The sequence below is a fragment of the Halomonas sp. 113 genome, assembly GCF_904067645.1.
Taxonomy (GTDB): domain Bacteria; phylum Pseudomonadota; class Gammaproteobacteria; order Pseudomonadales; family Halomonadaceae; genus Vreelandella; species Vreelandella titanicae.
The window spans coordinates 2,457,822-2,473,226 of record NZ_LR881453.1 but is presented as its reverse complement, the minus strand read 5'-3'; the positions used below and the strand labels follow the sequence as shown (position 1 = coordinate 2,473,226).

The 15,405-nt window shown below is 56.5% G+C and carries 12 protein-coding genes; 7 read left to right on the top strand and 5 right to left on the bottom strand.

The features are described from left to right. Positions 1-7 precede the first annotated feature (7 nt). The 4 genes from narJ to hemN form a co-directional block, all read right to left on the bottom strand. Positions 8-820, bottom strand: a complete 813-nt coding sequence (narJ, locus tag YERSI8AC_RS11535; protein WP_022523530.1) for a nitrate reductase molybdenum cofactor assembly chaperone — start codon at positions 818-820, stop codon at positions 8-10. Further along, a complete protein-coding gene (gene narH, locus YERSI8AC_RS11530) occupies positions 813-2,375 on the bottom strand; it encodes a nitrate reductase subunit beta (protein ID WP_009286654.1) in 1,563 nt (520 codons plus the stop codon). Before narH ends, narJ begins: the two co-directional genes overlap by 8 nt. Next, the gene (locus tag YERSI8AC_RS11525) at positions 2,372-6,169 is read right to left on the bottom strand and encodes a nitrate reductase subunit alpha (protein ID WP_138801022.1); all 3,798 of its coding nucleotides are present in this window, start codon (positions 6,167-6,169) and stop codon (positions 2,372-2,374) included. The genes narH and YERSI8AC_RS11525 overlap by 4 nt, the downstream gene beginning before the upstream one ends. Before the next feature lie 174 nt (positions 6,170-6,343). After that, entirely contained in the window at positions 6,344-7,729 is a 1,386-nt protein-coding gene (gene hemN, locus YERSI8AC_RS11520; RefSeq protein WP_138801021.1) for an oxygen-independent coproporphyrinogen III oxidase, read from the bottom strand. A gap of 284 nt (positions 7,730-8,013) precedes the next feature. Here hemN and ubiU point away from each other — a divergent pair, with 284 nt between their 5' ends. From ubiU to YERSI8AC_RS11485, 7 genes are all read left to right on the top strand, one after another. After that, on the top strand, positions 8,014-9,009 hold the full coding sequence (gene ubiU / locus YERSI8AC_RS11515) for a ubiquinone anaerobic biosynthesis protein UbiU (RefSeq protein WP_088701521.1): 996 nt from the start codon (positions 8,014-8,016) through the stop codon (positions 9,007-9,009). Between the two features lie 9 nt (positions 9,010-9,018). Beyond that, the gene (locus YERSI8AC_RS11510) at positions 9,019-9,966 is read left to right on the top strand and encodes a U32 family peptidase (protein WP_022523535.1); all 948 of its coding nucleotides are present in this window, start codon (positions 9,019-9,021) and stop codon (positions 9,964-9,966) included. A 137-nt stretch (positions 9,967-10,103) separates the two neighbouring features. Beyond that, a complete protein-coding gene (locus YERSI8AC_RS11505; RefSeq protein WP_053857057.1) occupies positions 10,104-11,855 on the top strand; it encodes a ribonucleoside triphosphate reductase in 1,752 nt (583 codons plus the stop codon). A gap of 44 nt (positions 11,856-11,899) precedes the next feature. Further along, on the top strand, positions 11,900-12,064 hold the full coding sequence (gene nrdD, locus YERSI8AC_RS11500) for an anaerobic ribonucleoside-triphosphate reductase (protein WP_027959384.1): 165 nt from the start codon (positions 11,900-11,902) through the stop codon (positions 12,062-12,064). A 70-nt stretch (positions 12,065-12,134) separates the two neighbouring features. Then, entirely contained in the window at positions 12,135-12,884 is a 750-nt protein-coding gene (locus tag YERSI8AC_RS11495; protein ID WP_022523537.1) for an anaerobic ribonucleoside-triphosphate reductase activating protein, read from the top strand. Between the two features lie 119 nt (positions 12,885-13,003). Then, positions 13,004-13,450, top strand: a complete 447-nt coding sequence (locus YERSI8AC_RS11490; protein ID WP_022523538.1) for an Rrf2 family transcriptional regulator — start codon at positions 13,004-13,006, stop codon at positions 13,448-13,450. A gap of 127 nt (positions 13,451-13,577) precedes the next feature. Further along, positions 13,578-14,054, top strand: coding sequence for a DUF4870 family protein (locus tag YERSI8AC_RS11485; protein ID WP_022523539.1), 477 nt, complete (start codon positions 13,578-13,580; stop codon positions 14,052-14,054). A 72-nt stretch (positions 14,055-14,126) separates the two neighbouring features. Here the strand turns inward: YERSI8AC_RS11485 and YERSI8AC_RS11480 are convergent, their stop codons facing one another. Further along, positions 14,127-15,338, bottom strand: a complete 1,212-nt coding sequence (locus YERSI8AC_RS11480; protein WP_159176775.1) for an NnrS family protein — start codon at positions 15,336-15,338, stop codon at positions 14,127-14,129. Between the last annotated feature and the right edge of the window lie 67 nt (positions 15,339-15,405).

Genomic DNA, 15,405 nt, shown 5'->3' with positions numbered 1-15,405 from the left:
TCTCCTATTAACGATCGGCGGAAGGAGCGGAAGAGGCATTTAAAGACGGAGCAGGCATAATGCGTACCGGCTGGCTCTGAACGGTGTGTTTGCGCTCGGCCAAGCGGCGGCCTTCGGCAGACTGCAGCGCGCAGTCTTCGTCAGAGGTTGCCGAGAAACGCACCGCTTCTTCTTCCCATACGGCGTCCAAGGCTTCGGGGGTGTTATCAGGCGCTTCTTTTTTGACCTGGGGCCGATGCTCTTCGACATCGCCCTCGGCCCCAATTAACGCCAAGAGTGATAGCGGCACCAGGGCGTGATCCGCTCCGCGCTCCTCCAGCCGCGCGGTGAGCAGCGCCAGGATATGACGTATTTCGCCCAACCAACGGCCGATCTCGGCGTCGTCGCACATCGAAAGGTATTCAAGAAATACCGGTATATGGTCCGGCAGCTCCCGGGCATCCAGTTCGAAACCGGCCGCGCTATATTCGGCCATAAGATCGACCATGGCCTGACCACGATCGCGGGATTCACCGTGAACGTGCTCGAATAGCAGCAGCGACGTAGCCCGCCCCTTATCGAACATGGCGACGTACTCGGCCTGCAGCTCAAGCAGGTCGCCCTCTTGGAGACGCTGACACCACTCCATTAGCGACGATTTGAGAGCCGCCCCCAGGCGGCGTTCGGCATTGAGAATTTCGATGAGCTCACCGCTGGCATCCTGCAGTTCCTGGGTCGGGTAATCGAGCAGGCGGGCCAGTACGCGTAGGCTACGCATACCCTGTAGCGGTTCGAACGACGGCTCTACCGGGGTCGGCGATTGGGTAGCGGCTTCAGTCATGACGAGACTCCTCAAGTTGTGGCTGTGGGTCGAAGACCTCTACCGGTTTTACCAAAACGCTGGTCTGCTTACGGCCGTTAAATAGGTTGGGCTGGCTCTCACCGTGGCAACCATCACCAAAGGTAAAGCCACATCCACCCCGCTCGGGGAAGGCTTCGGTTGCCATCTCACGATGGCTGGTGGGGATCACGAAACGATCCTCGTAGTTGGCAATGGCCAGGTAGCGGTACATTTCTTCCACCTGGGCTACGCTCAGACCTACGGCGTCGAGCACCTCGGCATTAGGGGCGCCATCCACGTGCTTGCCGCGCATGTAGACACGCATCGCCATCAAGCGCTTGAGTGCCAATACCACGGGCTCCTCTTCACCGGCTGTCAACAGGTTAGCCAGGTACTTCACCGGGATACGCAGTGATTCGATCTTGGGCAGGATGCCATCGAACTCTACATGCCCCGCCTCAGCGGCGGACTGAATCGGCGACAGCGGCGGCACGTACCACACCATCGGCAGCGTGCGGTATTCCGGGTGCAGCGGCAGCGCCAATCCCCAGTCGATAGCCATCTTGTAAACCGGTGAGGCCTGGGCGGCTTTGATGACGTTATCCTGGATGCCATCCCGCTTGGCCTGGGCAATCACTTCCGGATCGTTGGGATCTAGGAAAATCTCGCACTGGCGGTGGTAGAGATCACGCTCGTCAGGGGAGCTTGCCACTTCCTCGATCCGATCAGCGTCATACAGCAGCACGCCGAGATAGCGAATGCGGCCCACACAGGTCTCGGAGCAGATGGTCGGCTGACCGGCCTCGATACGCGGGTAGCAGAAAATACACTTCTCGGACTTACCGCTTTTCCAGTTGTAGTAGATCTTCTTGTAGGGGCAGCCGGAGATACACATACGCCAGCCACGGCACTTGTCCTGGTCGATTAGAACGATGCCGTCCTCTTCCCGCTTGTAGATCGCACCACTTGGGCAAGCCGCTACACAGGTTGGGTTCAAGCAGTGCTCGCACAGACGCGGCAGATACATCATGAAGGTGTTTTCGAACTGGCCGTAAATATCTGCCTGCACCTTGTCGAAGTTGGCGTCTTTGCGCCGCTTGGCGAACTCGGTGCCAAGAATCTCTTCCCAGTTCGGGCCCCATTCGATCTTTTTCATACGCTGACCGGAAATCAGCGAGCGCGGACGCGCCACCGGCTGGTGCTCGCCGATCTTGGCGGTATGCAGGTGTTGGTAGTCGAAAGTGAACGGCTCATAGTAGTCATCCATCTCGGGCAAGTCGGGGTTGGCGAAAATGTTCGCCAGCACCCGCCATTTGCCACCAATACGCGGTTCAATCCGACCGTCGTTACGGCGCATCCAGCCGCCCTTCCACTTGGCCTGGTTCTCCCACTCTTTGGGATAGCCGATACCGGGCTTGGTCTCGACATTGTTGAACCAGGCGTACTCCATACCTTCGCGACTGGTCCAGACATTTTTGCAGGTCACCGAACAGGTGTGGCAACCAATACACTTATCAAGATTGAGAACCATGCCTACCTGGGAACGAATTTTCATTTCACGGCCTCCTGAGCACTGTTCTTCTGAACACTGTCATTGCCTTCACCATCCAGCCAGTCAACGTGTTTCATCTTGCGCACTAACACGAACTCATCGCGATTTGAGCCGACGGTGCCGTAATAATTAAAACTGTAAGAGAGCTGCGCGTAGCCGCCGATCATATGGGTTGGCTTGGGGCAGACACGGGTGACCGAGTTGTGAATACCGCCCCGCGTGCCGGTGACCTCAGAGCCAGGGACGTTCACGTTGCGCTCCTGGGCGTGGTACATCATCACCATGCCCGCTTTGACCCGCTGGCTGACCACTGCCCGCGCGGCAATCGAGCCGTTGGCGTTGTAGACCTCGATCCAGTCGTTGTCCTCGATATCGATCTCAGCCGCGTCCGCCTCGGAGAGCCACACCACCGGGCCGCCTCGGTTAAGCGTCAACATCAGCAGGTTGTCCGAGTAAGTAGAGTGGATGCCCCACTTCTGGTGCGGCGTGAGAAAGTTCAGCGCCTTGCTCTTAAAGCCGTTGTCGGCGGGAAGCTGGAAGCCTTTGGCCGCCTTGGTATCGATGGGCGGACGATAGACCAGCAGGCTTTCGCCGAAAGCGCGCATCCAGGCGTGATCCTGATAGAACTGCTGACGGCCACTCACGGTGCGCCAGGGAATCAGCTCGTGAACGTTGGTGTAACCGGCGTTATAGGAGACATGCTCATCCTCGAGGCCGGACCAGGTCGGGCTGGAGATAATCTTGCGCGGCTGGGCGACGACATCGCGAAAGCGAATTTTCTCATCAAACTTAGGCCTCGCAAGGTGAGTATGATCACGCCCGGTAATTTTGGAGAGTGCATCCCACGCTTTAACTGCCACGGCGCCGTTGGTTTCCGGTGCCAGGGTCAGAATCATCTCGGCAGCATCGATAGCGCTGTCGATCAACGGACGCCCTTTATGCGGGCCATCCAGTTTGCGATGGTTGAGTTTGCCCAGCAGCTCGACTTCAGCATCGGTATTCCAGGCGATGCCCTTGCCGCCGTTACCGATGCTTTCCATCAGCGGCCCAACAGAAGTGAAGCGCTCATAGGTTTCGGGATAGTTGCGCTTAACCTCAATCAGCGATGGCATGGTCTTACCGGGAATCGGCGCGCATTCGCCCTTCTTCCAATCCATCACCGCCGGTTGGGCCAACTCTCCTGGCGAGTCGTGCTGCATCGGCAGCGTGACCAGGTCGGTCTCTTCGCCCAGGTGGCCTACACACACCTTGGAGAAAGCCTTGGCAATGCCCTTGTAAATATCCCAGTCGCTACGCGATTCCCAAGCCGGGTCGGTGGCGGCAGTCAAGGGGTGAATAAAGGGGTGCATGTCAGAAGTGTTAAGGTCGTCCTTCTCATACCAGGTCGCCGTAGGCAGCACGATATCCGAGTAGAGGCAGGTGGTGGACATGCGGAAATCCAGCGTCACCAGTAGGTCGAGCTTGCCTTCCGGCGCCTCGGCTCGCCATACCACTTCTTCGGGCTTCTGGCCGCCGAAGTCACCCAGGTCTTTACCCTGAATACCGTGGCGAGTACCCAGCAGGTACTTGAGCATGTACTCATGGCCCTTACCGGAGCTACCCAGCAGGTTGGAGCGCCAGATGAACATATTACGCGGGAAGTTCTCTGGCGCATCCGGGTCTTCCGCTGCAAAGCGCAGTTCACCGCTCTTGAGCTGCGCAACGGCATAGTCGGCTGTCGACATGCCTGCAGCCTCGGCTTTTTTCGCTAGGCGTAGCGGGTTAGTGTCCAGTTGTGGTGCTGACGGCAGCCAGCCCATGCGCTCAGCGCGCACGTTAAAGTCAATCAGGCTACCGGGGTAATCCTCGGCCTTGGCCAACGGCGAAAGAATTTCTTTAATCTCGAGCTTCTCGTAGCGCCACTGGGAGGAGTGACTATAGAAGAAGGAAGTAGAGTTCATGTGGCGCGGCGGGCGCTGCCAGTCGAGGCCAAAGGCCAAAGGCGTCCAGCCAGTCTGCGGACGCAGTTTTTCCTGACCAACGTAGTGGGCCCAGCCGCCACCGCTCTGACCGATACAACCACACATGACCAACATATTAATCAGGCCGCGGTAGTTCATGTCCATGTGGTACCAGTGGTTCATACCGGCACCAACGATGATCATGCTACGGCCGTTGGTTTTATTGGCGTTATCGGCAAATTCACGGGCAATCCGGGTGCACTGCTCTGCAGGGACGCCGGTGATTTTCTCCTGCCACGCGGGGGTATAGGGGCGAATCTGATCAAACGAGGTCGCGCCATCATCTTCGCCGTCGCCGACAAAGCCACGGTCGATACCGTAGTTGGCACACATCAGATCAAAAACGGTGACCGCCAGCATTTCGCTGCCATCGGCTCTCTTTAACCGCTTGGCGGGCAAATTGTGGAACAGCAGGTCGTCAGCAGCGCCGACACCGGCCCCTTTGACGTGTTCAAAGTGTTCGTGCTCAATGCCACCGAAATAAGGAAACGCCACGCGAGCGACGCTATCGTGGTGATTGGCCAAACTCAGTAACGGCTTGATCTCGGTGCCTGCGGCGTCCAGCGATTCCAGGTTCCACTTGCCCACTTCGTCGCCGGTTTCGCCCCAGCGGAAACCGATGGAACCGCGTGGTACCACCAGTTGGTCACGGGTTTCGTCCCAGGCAACGGTTTTCCACTCGGGATTGTTTTCCTGGCCCAGGGCAGCATCAAAATCACTGGCACGCAGTTGGCGGCCCGGTGCGAAGCTGCCATCTTCACGCACTTCCAGTTCCACCAGGAACGGCATGTCGGTATAGCGCCGCACATAGTCAGTGAAGTAAGCACTCGGGTTATCGAGGTGGAACTCTTTGAGGATGACATGGCCCATGGCCATCGCCAGGGCGGCATCGGTGCCCTGTTTGGCGGACAGCCATTCGTCGGTGAGTTTGGAAACCTCGGCATAATCTGGGGTGATCGAAACCGTCTTGGTGCCCTTGTAACGTACTTCGGTAAAGAAGTGGGCATCCGGGGTACGCGTCTGGGGCACGTTGGAGCCCCAAGCGATAATGTAGCCGGAGTTGTACCAGTCAGCGGACTCGGGAACGTCGGTCTGCTCGCCCCAGGTCATCGGTGACGCCGGCGGCAAATCGCAGTACCAGTCGTAGAAGCTCATGCAGACGCCACCAATCAGCGAGAGGTAGCGACTACCTGCGGCGTAACTGACCATGGACATGGCAGGAATCGGCGAGAAGCCGAGAATACGGTCGGGGCCGTACTGCTTGGCGGTGTAAACGTTAGAAGCAGCGACCAGCTCGTTGAGCTCGTCCCAGTTACCGCGAACGAAGCCGCCCATGCCGCGAGCACGTTTGTACTGTTTGGTCTTGGCGGGGTCTTCGACAATAGACGCCCAGGCGTCGACCGGATCTGGGTTAGCCTTGAGCGCTTCGCGCCATAGCGCCAGCAACGGCTTGCGAATCAACGGGTACTTGAGGCGGTTGGCGCTGTACAGATACCAGGAGTAGCTGGCGCCGCGCGGGCAGCCACGCGGCTCATGGTTAGGCAGGTCGGGACGGGTACGGGGGTAGTCAGTCTGCTGGGTTTCCCAGGTAACTAAACCGTTCTTAACGTAGATCTTCCAGCTACAGGAGCCGGTGCAGTTCACCCCGTGGGTACTGCGTACTACTTTGTCGTGCTGCCAGCGGGCACGATAACTATCTTCCCACTGGCGGGATTCGCTGCGTAGCTCACCGTGTTCGTTGGCAAAAGGCTCGCGGGACTTGCGGAAGAAATTCAGCCGATCTATGAAGTGACTCATGGTCGATCTCCAGGCTCCTCGGAAATTTGCATACCCGACAGTGCGGGTTCCATGGAGTGGATTCTGCGTGATCGACAAGCGAATTACTGCGTGATTACCTCCATATACACCCTGTCTACCCCCAAGGTGATAGAGCGGCCAACGTAAAGGAATAGACAGTTGGCACTGTTGAAATTACACCGTGCGCGAATAACGGTTTTCCGTTGGTTTCAGGTAGGCGTCGAACGCCATGGCCAGGTTGCGGATCATCAACCTCCCTGAAGGCAGCACCTCGATGTCATGGTCGCGCAAAGCAATTAACCCGTCGTCCGCCATCTCTTCGAGGCTCGCCAAGGCACTCGCGAAGTAGCTGCGAAAATCGATATTGTGCCGGGCCTCGATAGCGGCAAATTCAAGGCGGCCGTGACACATCAGAGTATTAATGACATCGCGGCGCAGGCGGTCGTCATCGCTAAGGCGATAGCCACGGAAGACCGGTAAACGCCCTTCATCCAAGCGATGCTGATACTGGGCAGTTTCCTTGACGTTTTGGCTATAGGTATCGCCCACCTTGCCAATCGAGGTAATGCCCAGCCCAATCATGTCGCAGTCGGCGTGGGTAGAGTAGCCCTGAAAATTGCGCTGCAGAGTGCCATTTTCACGGGCCAAGCTCAGCTCGTCATTCGGAAGGGCGAAGTGATCCATGCCGATGTAGACATACCCTGCGGCCGTCAGGCGGTTAATCGTAAGCTCCAGCAGCTCCAGCTTGCGCTCGGGTGGCGGCATGTCTTCGGGGCGAATTAGCCGCTGAGCTTTAAACAGTTCGGGCAGATGGGCGTAGCTATAAGCGGCAATGCGATCCGGTTGCAGGTCAATAATCTTGGTTAGCGTCGTATCGAAACTCGCCACTGTCTGCAGCGGTAAACCGTAGATCAGGTCAACGCTGACCGATTCAAACCCCGCCTCGCGGGCAGCCTTGACCAGGGATACCACCTGCTCTTCGCTCTGGACGCGATTGACCGCTTGCTGCACGTCGTGATCGAAATCCTGCACACCGAAGCTCAACCGATTGAAGCCCAGCGCGTAGAGCTCGTACACCTGTTCGGGTGTCACGGTGCGAGGGTCTACCTCCAGCGAGAATTCACGCTCTTCAGGTGCGGCGAAGTGAAAGGCTTCGTCCAGCGCCGCCATCAGTTCGCTTAGCTGGGCGTTGCTTAAATAGGTTGGGGTGCCGCCGCCCAGGTGCAGTTGGGTCATTTGGCGGGTGGTATCGAACAGCGCTCCCTGAGCACGTATCTCCTGTTTTAACCACTGGAGGTATTCGGCGGCTCGCTCGGTATTATGAGTAATGATTTTGTTGCAGGCGCAGTAGTAGCACAGGCTTTTGCAGAACGGGATATGCACATAGACCGAAAGCGGCTTGGGTACTGCGACCCGATTACTGCGCTCGGCGGCGCTACGGTAATCATCCTCGGCAAACGCGGCATGAAACTGGGGCGCAGTGGGATAAGAAGTGTACCGCGGGCCTGGGCGGTCATATTTCTCTACCAGGGGGCGATTGAAGAGCAGTTCATCTTGCATGATTGGAATAGGTCTCTGAGGAATAGGTCTCTGAGGAATAGGTCTCTGAAAAGGGGCTCTAGAAGAGTTCTCTGAAAAAGGTCTCTGAGAAATAAATCTGGAAGTGGGTGCAGCAAGCATTGGTTAATATTCATACAATATACGTTTTAAAAACTGCCTGCATCCAGCTTGCCTACTCTGCAGCGTTATCCTCTTTTGAAAGCCACCCCAATATGACCTGTGTCAAAAGCCGACAAAAAATAGGTGACTAAAATGCTCGGACTTTTCCCGCAAGGAGTCTCGCTATGGAGCTTGTATGTCCCGCTGGCAACCTGCCCGCCCTCAAGCGCGCCGTAGATGAAGGTGCCGACGCTGTCTATTTCGGTTTCCAGAACATCACCAACGCACGGCAATTCGCCGGGCTAAACTTTACCGACAAACGTGCCCGCGAGGGGATCGATTACGCCCACCGACATGGCAAACGCGTTTTTTGCGCCATTAATACCTATCCCCAGCCCGATGGCTGGCAACACTGGACTCGGGCCGTAGACCAGGCCGCCGAACTGGGCGTGGATGCGCTGATTCTCGCCGATATGGGACTGCTCGACTACGCTACTCGCCATCACCCCGAGATCTCGCGGCACCTTTCAGTGCAGGGTTCGGCAACCAGCCATGAAGCGCTTCGCTTTTACCACCAGCATTTCGGCATCAAGCGCGCCGTACTGCCAAGGGTGCTGTCAATCACTCAGGTACGCGACCTGGCCAAGCAAACACCGGTAGAACTGGAGGTGTTCGCTTTCGGCAGCCTGTGCATCATGGCCGAAGGACGCTGCTATCTCTCCTCCTACCTGACCGGCGAATCGCCCAATACCCGGGGCGTCTGCTCGCCAGCGGCTCATGTCCGCTGGGAAGAAACGCCAGAGGGCTTAGAGTCTCGCCTTAACAATGTTCTTATCGACCGCTACGCCGAAGGCGAGCGCGCGGGCTACCCCACCCTATGCAAGGGTCGCTTCGAGGTGGCGGGCGAGACCTATCACGCCATTGAGGAACCCACCAGCCTCAATACCCTGGAGCTATTGCCGGAGCTACGCGACCTGGGTATTAGCGCCGTCAAAATTGAAGGTCGTCAGCGCAGCCCCGCCTATGTCTCTAAAGTGGCCGGGATCTGGCGCCAGGCGCTCAACCGCCTAGAGGCTCAGCCTGAGCGCTTTGATCCAGAACCCGCCTGGATGGCAGGCCTTGCCGAGCTTTCCGAAGGTGCCATCACTACCCTAGGCGCCTACGAACGCCGCTGGAAATAGGAGCCTACTATGCCGAACACTACACCTCCCCTATCACCGACCTTATCAACCGGCCCTCTGCAACTCTCCCTCGGGCCGGTGCTTTTTTACTGGACTCGGCAACGCTACGCCGACTTCTACCGCGAGGCGGCCGACTGGCCGGTAGAGATTATAACCCTGGGCGAAACCGTCTGCTCGCGGCGCCGCGATATGAAACTGGACGACTGGCTAGGCATTGGGCGCGAGCTCAGCCAGGCGGGCAAGCAGGTAGTACTCGCCAGCCAGACCTTGGTCGAGTCCGAAGCCGACCTGCGTGACTTGCGCAAGCTGTGTGACAACGGTGATTTTATCGTCGAGGCCAATGACCAAAGCGCCCTGCAACGACTCTCCAGTGCCGGACTGCCGTTCATCGCCGGTGCTGCGCTCAACCTCTACAACCCGGCGACACTGGGCGTTATGGCCCGTGCCGGCATGCGGCGTTGGCAAGCGCCGGTGGAAATGTCACAGCAAGACTTAGCCAAACTTATTAACGATTGCCACCAGGCAGGCGTTCCCCACCCATGCGAAGTATTCGCCTACGGGCATCTCCCCTTGGCCTGGTCGTCACGCTGTTTTACCGCCCGGCGTCACCAAACACCCAAAGACCGCTGCAAGTTCGTCTGCCAAAAGTACCCCGAAGGCTTGGTGCTACGTTCACAAGAGTCCCGGGATGTTTTTACCCTGAACGGTATTCAAACCCTTTCCAGCGCCTGCCAGGATCTGCGCCATGAACTTATGGTCATGGCGGATATGGGGGTATCAGTGGCACGTCTCAGCCCACGGGCGGAAGGCATGGCCGAGGTGGTCAAGGCTTTCGATCAGTCCCGCCACGGCAGGTTAGCTACGCCCGATCCTTTGACACTGGTGGATGCTGAAATCTGCGACGGTTACTGGTATGGCCGACCGGGTATGGATAACACCCGCACGATGACCGGCTAAAACAATAGCCTAGGCGCCACCACGCCTTACTATTTTTCCCCACCATTTTTGACCTGGGTCATTTATTGCAAAATCCTGAACGCTTACCCTTTAACACCATATATAGTATTTATTTTTATTAAATCTAGCATATATAGGTGAATTGGGTGAAAAGCTCCACAAGCGTTCAGGTAGCAAAGCATCATATTGACGTCGCCTCGACGGTCAATGAGTACCTCCAACGCGCCGACTGGCGTGTTCACGCCAATGCCAACCAGGGCTATTCATTGGGCGGTTTAATCCTCAACGTCTCGGGCAAGTTGATAGCCAACTACTGGCTCGATGAGATTTACCCCCACACCGTGGGGGAAGCTCATAGGGAAGGTGATTTGCATATTCACGACCTGGATATGCTGTGCGGCTATTGCGCCGGCTGGTCGCTGCGTACTTTGCTGCTAGAGGGATTTAATGGGGTACCGGGACGAGCCGAAAGCCACCCGCCCCGCCACCTTTCAAGTGCCCTGGGGCAAATGGTTAATTTTCTTGGCACCTTGCAGAACGAGTGGGCCGGGGCACAAGCCTTCAGCTCTTTCGATACCTATCTGGCACCCTACGTGCGCAAGGACGGCCTGACCTACGCGCAGGTTAAGCAGGCGCTTCAGGAATTCATCTACAACCTAAATGTACCTTCGCGCTGGGGTAGCCAGACGCCCTTCACCAACCTAACCTTCGACTGGGTCTGCCCCGACGACTTGCGCCATCAGGTACCGGTTATCGGCGAAGAGGAGCAGCCGTTCAGTTACGGCGAACTGCAGGTTGAAATGGACTTGATCAACCGGGCCTATTTGGAAGTCATGGAGGCCGGGGATCGCCACGGGCGTGTGTTCACCTTCCCGATACCCACTTATAACATCACCCATGATTTCGACTGGGAAAGCGACAACGCCGAGCGGCTCTTCGCACTGACCGCCAAGTATGGACTGCCCTACTTTCAAAACTTTCTCAATTCGGATCTGGAACCCCACATGGTGCGTTCCATGTGCTGCCGCCTGCAGCTTGATTTGAGTGAACTGCTCAAACGCGGCAACGGTCTGTTCGGCAGTGCGGAGCAAACCGGATCGTTGGGAGTAGTGACGATCAACTGTGCCCGGTTGGGTTACCGCTTTGCCGGCGACCGGGCCGGGCTGTTCAGCGAGCTGGATCGCCTTCTGTCGCTCGGGCGCGATAGCCTCGAACTCAAGCGCGAGCGCATTCAGCAACTAATGGATCAGGGGCTCTACCCCTTTACCCAGCGCTACCTGGGCACGTTACGCAATCATTTCTCTACTCTGGGTGTGAATGGGCTCAACGAAATGGTGCGCAACTTTACTGGGGATCGCTGCGATATCGCCGACGCCCAAGGGCTACAGCTGGCACTGGATCTTCTTGACCACGTTCGGGAGCGGATGCGCGAATTTCAAGAACAGACCGGCCACATGTATAACCTTGAAGCCACCCCGGCAGAGGGCACCACTCACCGCTTTGCCCGGGAGGATCTGACGCGCTTTCCTGACATTCTTCAAGCCGGTACACCCGAGGCGCCCTACTACACCAATTCTAGTCAATTGCCGGTGGGTCATACCGATGATCCCTTTGAGGCACTGAGCCATCAAGACCCCTTACAGACTCGCTACACCGGTGGCACGGTATTGCATCTCTATATGCGCGAACGGATTACCTCGGCCTCCGCCTGTCGCAAGCTGGTTAAAACGGCGCTCTCTCACTTTCGCTTACCCTACCTCACAGTCACACCCACCTTTTCGATCTGCCCGGTGCATGGCTACCTGTCGGGTGAACATGAGTTCTGCCCCAAGTGCGACGAAGCACTTTGGGCAAAAACGGCGAGCGCAATCGACGCCGCCACGGCTTGAGGCATTTGCCTCACTTTTTCTCAACTCGTTTAAGGAACACGCTAATGCAAACCTCTCAATATGCTAGCTTGCCCACTGAGCAGCGCCAGCGCTGCGAAGTCTGGACCCGCGTCATGGGCTACCACCGCCCGGTAAGTCAGTTCAATATCGGCAAACGTGCCGAACACCAGGAGCGACGCCATTTTACTGAAGCCGCCGCCTCTCGGTAGCTAGCCCTCACTTTTCTCTAACGACAGCTGGGGGGTCTGGCTACAGGCGCCCCAGCAGGGGGATATCACTATGGCTATGCAGACGACACTTGACGACATCACAACTAAATTATCTTCGGTTCGGCTGCCGATTGCCGGCCTTGTGCCCATGACCACACTGGATTATCCCGATCATCTGGCGTGTGTTGTCTTTCTCCAAGGCTGCCCGCTACGCTGCGGCTACTGCCACAATCCCAACATGATCCCGTCGCGCCGAGGTGAACCCCAGGAGTGGCAAGCGATACGGGAATTCCTGAGCACCAGGCAAGGCCTGCTGGAAGCGGTGGTTTTCAGCGGTGGTGAGCCCACCCTGAATGCCGGTTTGTCCGATGCAGTAAAGGAAGTGAAAGCATTGGGCTTTAAGGTGGGACTACATACCGCCGGCCCTTATCCTGACCGCCTCACCCAGCTATTACCGCACCTTGACTGGGTGGGGCTGGATGTAAAAGGACGCGGAAAAGAGTTTGACCGCATCTGCGGCCGTCCCGGCATCTGGCAGTTGCATGCCCGTAGCTTGGAGGCTTTGCTCGACAGCGGACTCAATTTCGAGTGCCGTACCACCATTCACTGGAAAGATTTTCAGCTTACCGATGTGGAACGCCTGGCACTGAGTCTTGCCGACTGTGGGGTACGCCACTATGCGCTGCAGGTGGCCCGCAGCGAGCAATGCTTCGATCCCACCTATTCTCAGCCAGTTGCCAATACTCCATCTACAGCTCAGATGAATGCGCTGGTAAGCCGTTTGAAACCGTACTTTGACCAGCTTGAGCTAAGGCAATAACGCTTTCCTTCTTGACTCAGGTCAGCATTAGTACCCCCATGTTCTGATTGCAACTTACTGAACGTTCATACAACATGTTTCTTTTACAGTTGGATTACTCTCGGAGCAAAGCACACTCCATGCATCTCACTCGATTCACCGATTATTCAATACGCGTGTTGATCTTCCTCGCCGTGAAAGGCGAAGAGCGTTCTACTATCAATGAGATCGCAGAGACCTTTGATATTTCTCGCAATCACCTGATGAAAGTCGTTCAGGAGCTTAGCCAGAAGAACTACGTTACCGCTATTCGGGGCAAGAACGGTGGCCTATTGCTCACGCGAGACCCCGCTACTATCGTGCTGGGTAAACTCGTGCGCGAAATGGAACATGGCATGGAGCTAGTCGAGTGCTTTCATAGCGATAACAACTGCATCATTACTCCCTCGTGTCGGCTCCAGCCCATTCTAAACGAAGCCTTGTCAGCGTTTCTGGAGGTGCTTGACCGCTATACTTTGGCAGATGTGTTGTCCAATCGTTACCCGCAGTTGGCAGGACTAATGCGTATCCCCACCGTCAATGTCTGACGATCACTAGAAACAACCCTATTAATTTCAGCTAAGGAAATTCTGCATAGTTGCTCTACAATAAATGCATTAAAAATGCATTTTAACGCGCTATTAATGATTCCCACTTTGCCGAATGAGGTTTTCTATGGCTATCTCCCCATCATCCATGCCCTCCGCATCTCACTCCGCGGCCACTTCAACGTCGACTTCCTCTAATACGTTTAAGAAAAGCCGCGGGCGTGGCGCGGCTATCGTTGTCTATATGCTCTTTCTGGGTAGCGTATTAGCGGTGGTCACCGCCCCCATAGGGGTACTCATTGCCCACATGAAAAGAAACGATGCCGAGGAGTGGGTCGCTTCCCATTTGCAGTTTCAGATTAGAACGTTTTGGTTAGGGCTATTAGGCGGGGTGTTGTTCACTGCCATTTGGCATCTACTGGGCTGGATCGGGCTACCGGCAGTAGCCCCCTGGGCTCTGGGCTACCTCTATTTTACAGCCTGCCTGATCTGGATGGTGGGCCGTTGCGGGGTAGGTATTACCCGCCTCACCAACAACCGTCCAGTGGCTAACCCACGCAGTCTTGCCTTTGGCGGTGCCCGGGTCACCCTGGCTGATCGCTAATGAGCGTTTGAATACCTCAATGGTTTTAATACGCCTGCATCCGGACGGATGCAGGCGCCATCTATTATTCGTTCAGCCATCCTGACCGTCGACTCGCGCCTGCATCAACGGCCAAGTGTAGTGCACGACGAATATTGCGTAGGCAACGCACCAGAAGATGATGCTCAGCGTATAGGTCCAGTGGGTGATCTGGGGAAATAGCGCCAAGACGGGTGAGCGCACCAAGGCGGCTATTAGCATTAAGCCCAGCGCCACACCAATACCGGGCAAAGTGCGTATGGGGCGGCCCGTATGACCTAGCGAAACTCTGGCCATCATGGCCAGCATCATGGTGCCCATGCCACCAATGGTCAGGGCGTGCACGGCAAGTTCAACGCGCATCAGCCCCATGAGTGCCAAGACCCACATGACAAGCCCTAGCGGAATGCAGGCGTAGCTGCCGTGCAGCCCCCAAAGTAAAGGTTCACGCCAGCTATGCAACCCACCCCAACGCGCCATGCGAACAGTGTTGGCCAACGCCGCTAAGAGCATCACTCCCCCCATTAATAAAGCAGGAATGGCAACCCCCAACATGATGACCAGTTGCAGCACGACTACGCCAGCCGTACTCAACAGCGTCACTCCTTCGAGCAAAGCAATAGGTTCAGGTTTGGTGCGGCCCAAACGATTGGCAGTGAACATGGCAATCACACGTCCGCCCACTACGGTCATCATCAGTGTGATTAACAGTACGGCCAAGTAGGCGGCTTGGCGGATCAGCTCGGCGTCACCCTGCATCACCCCTAAGTGCATCGCCAGGTTAGCCGTGGCAAACAGCAACAGCACAGGTATAAAGATCAAGTTGCGCCAACGCTTTGCGGTAATAACCAGACGCGCCATAGTAATGGCGACCACTGGAAGAAATGCAAGGTCAACCGCCAGCAGCAGCCATCCTGGCAAATCCATGGGAAAAGCCATCAGCACTCTACCCAATAGCCATAACACCACCAGTCCCAATAGCGGCCCGCCGTTTAAGCTCGGCAAGCCTGTCCAGTTTCGTACAGCGGTAAGCAAAAACCCTCCGATCACTGCTGCGGCAAAACCAAACAACATTTCATGCTGATGCCAGAACACCAGGCCGCCATAAGGGCGCAGCAAAATATTGCCATGCCAAAAGCCCAGCCATACCAGTAGAGATAAAATACTGAACAGCGCGGCCAACAGGAAAAAGGGCCGAAAAGCCAGACGCAGCAACGGTAGTTGCTTGAGCTTGGAGGCAGACTGGGAAGAGGTGATGGTTGCCATAGCATAATACCCCACTGAATTACTTGGATTTGCATTGTGCGTCAGGCTAATAACAAAAACCATGACA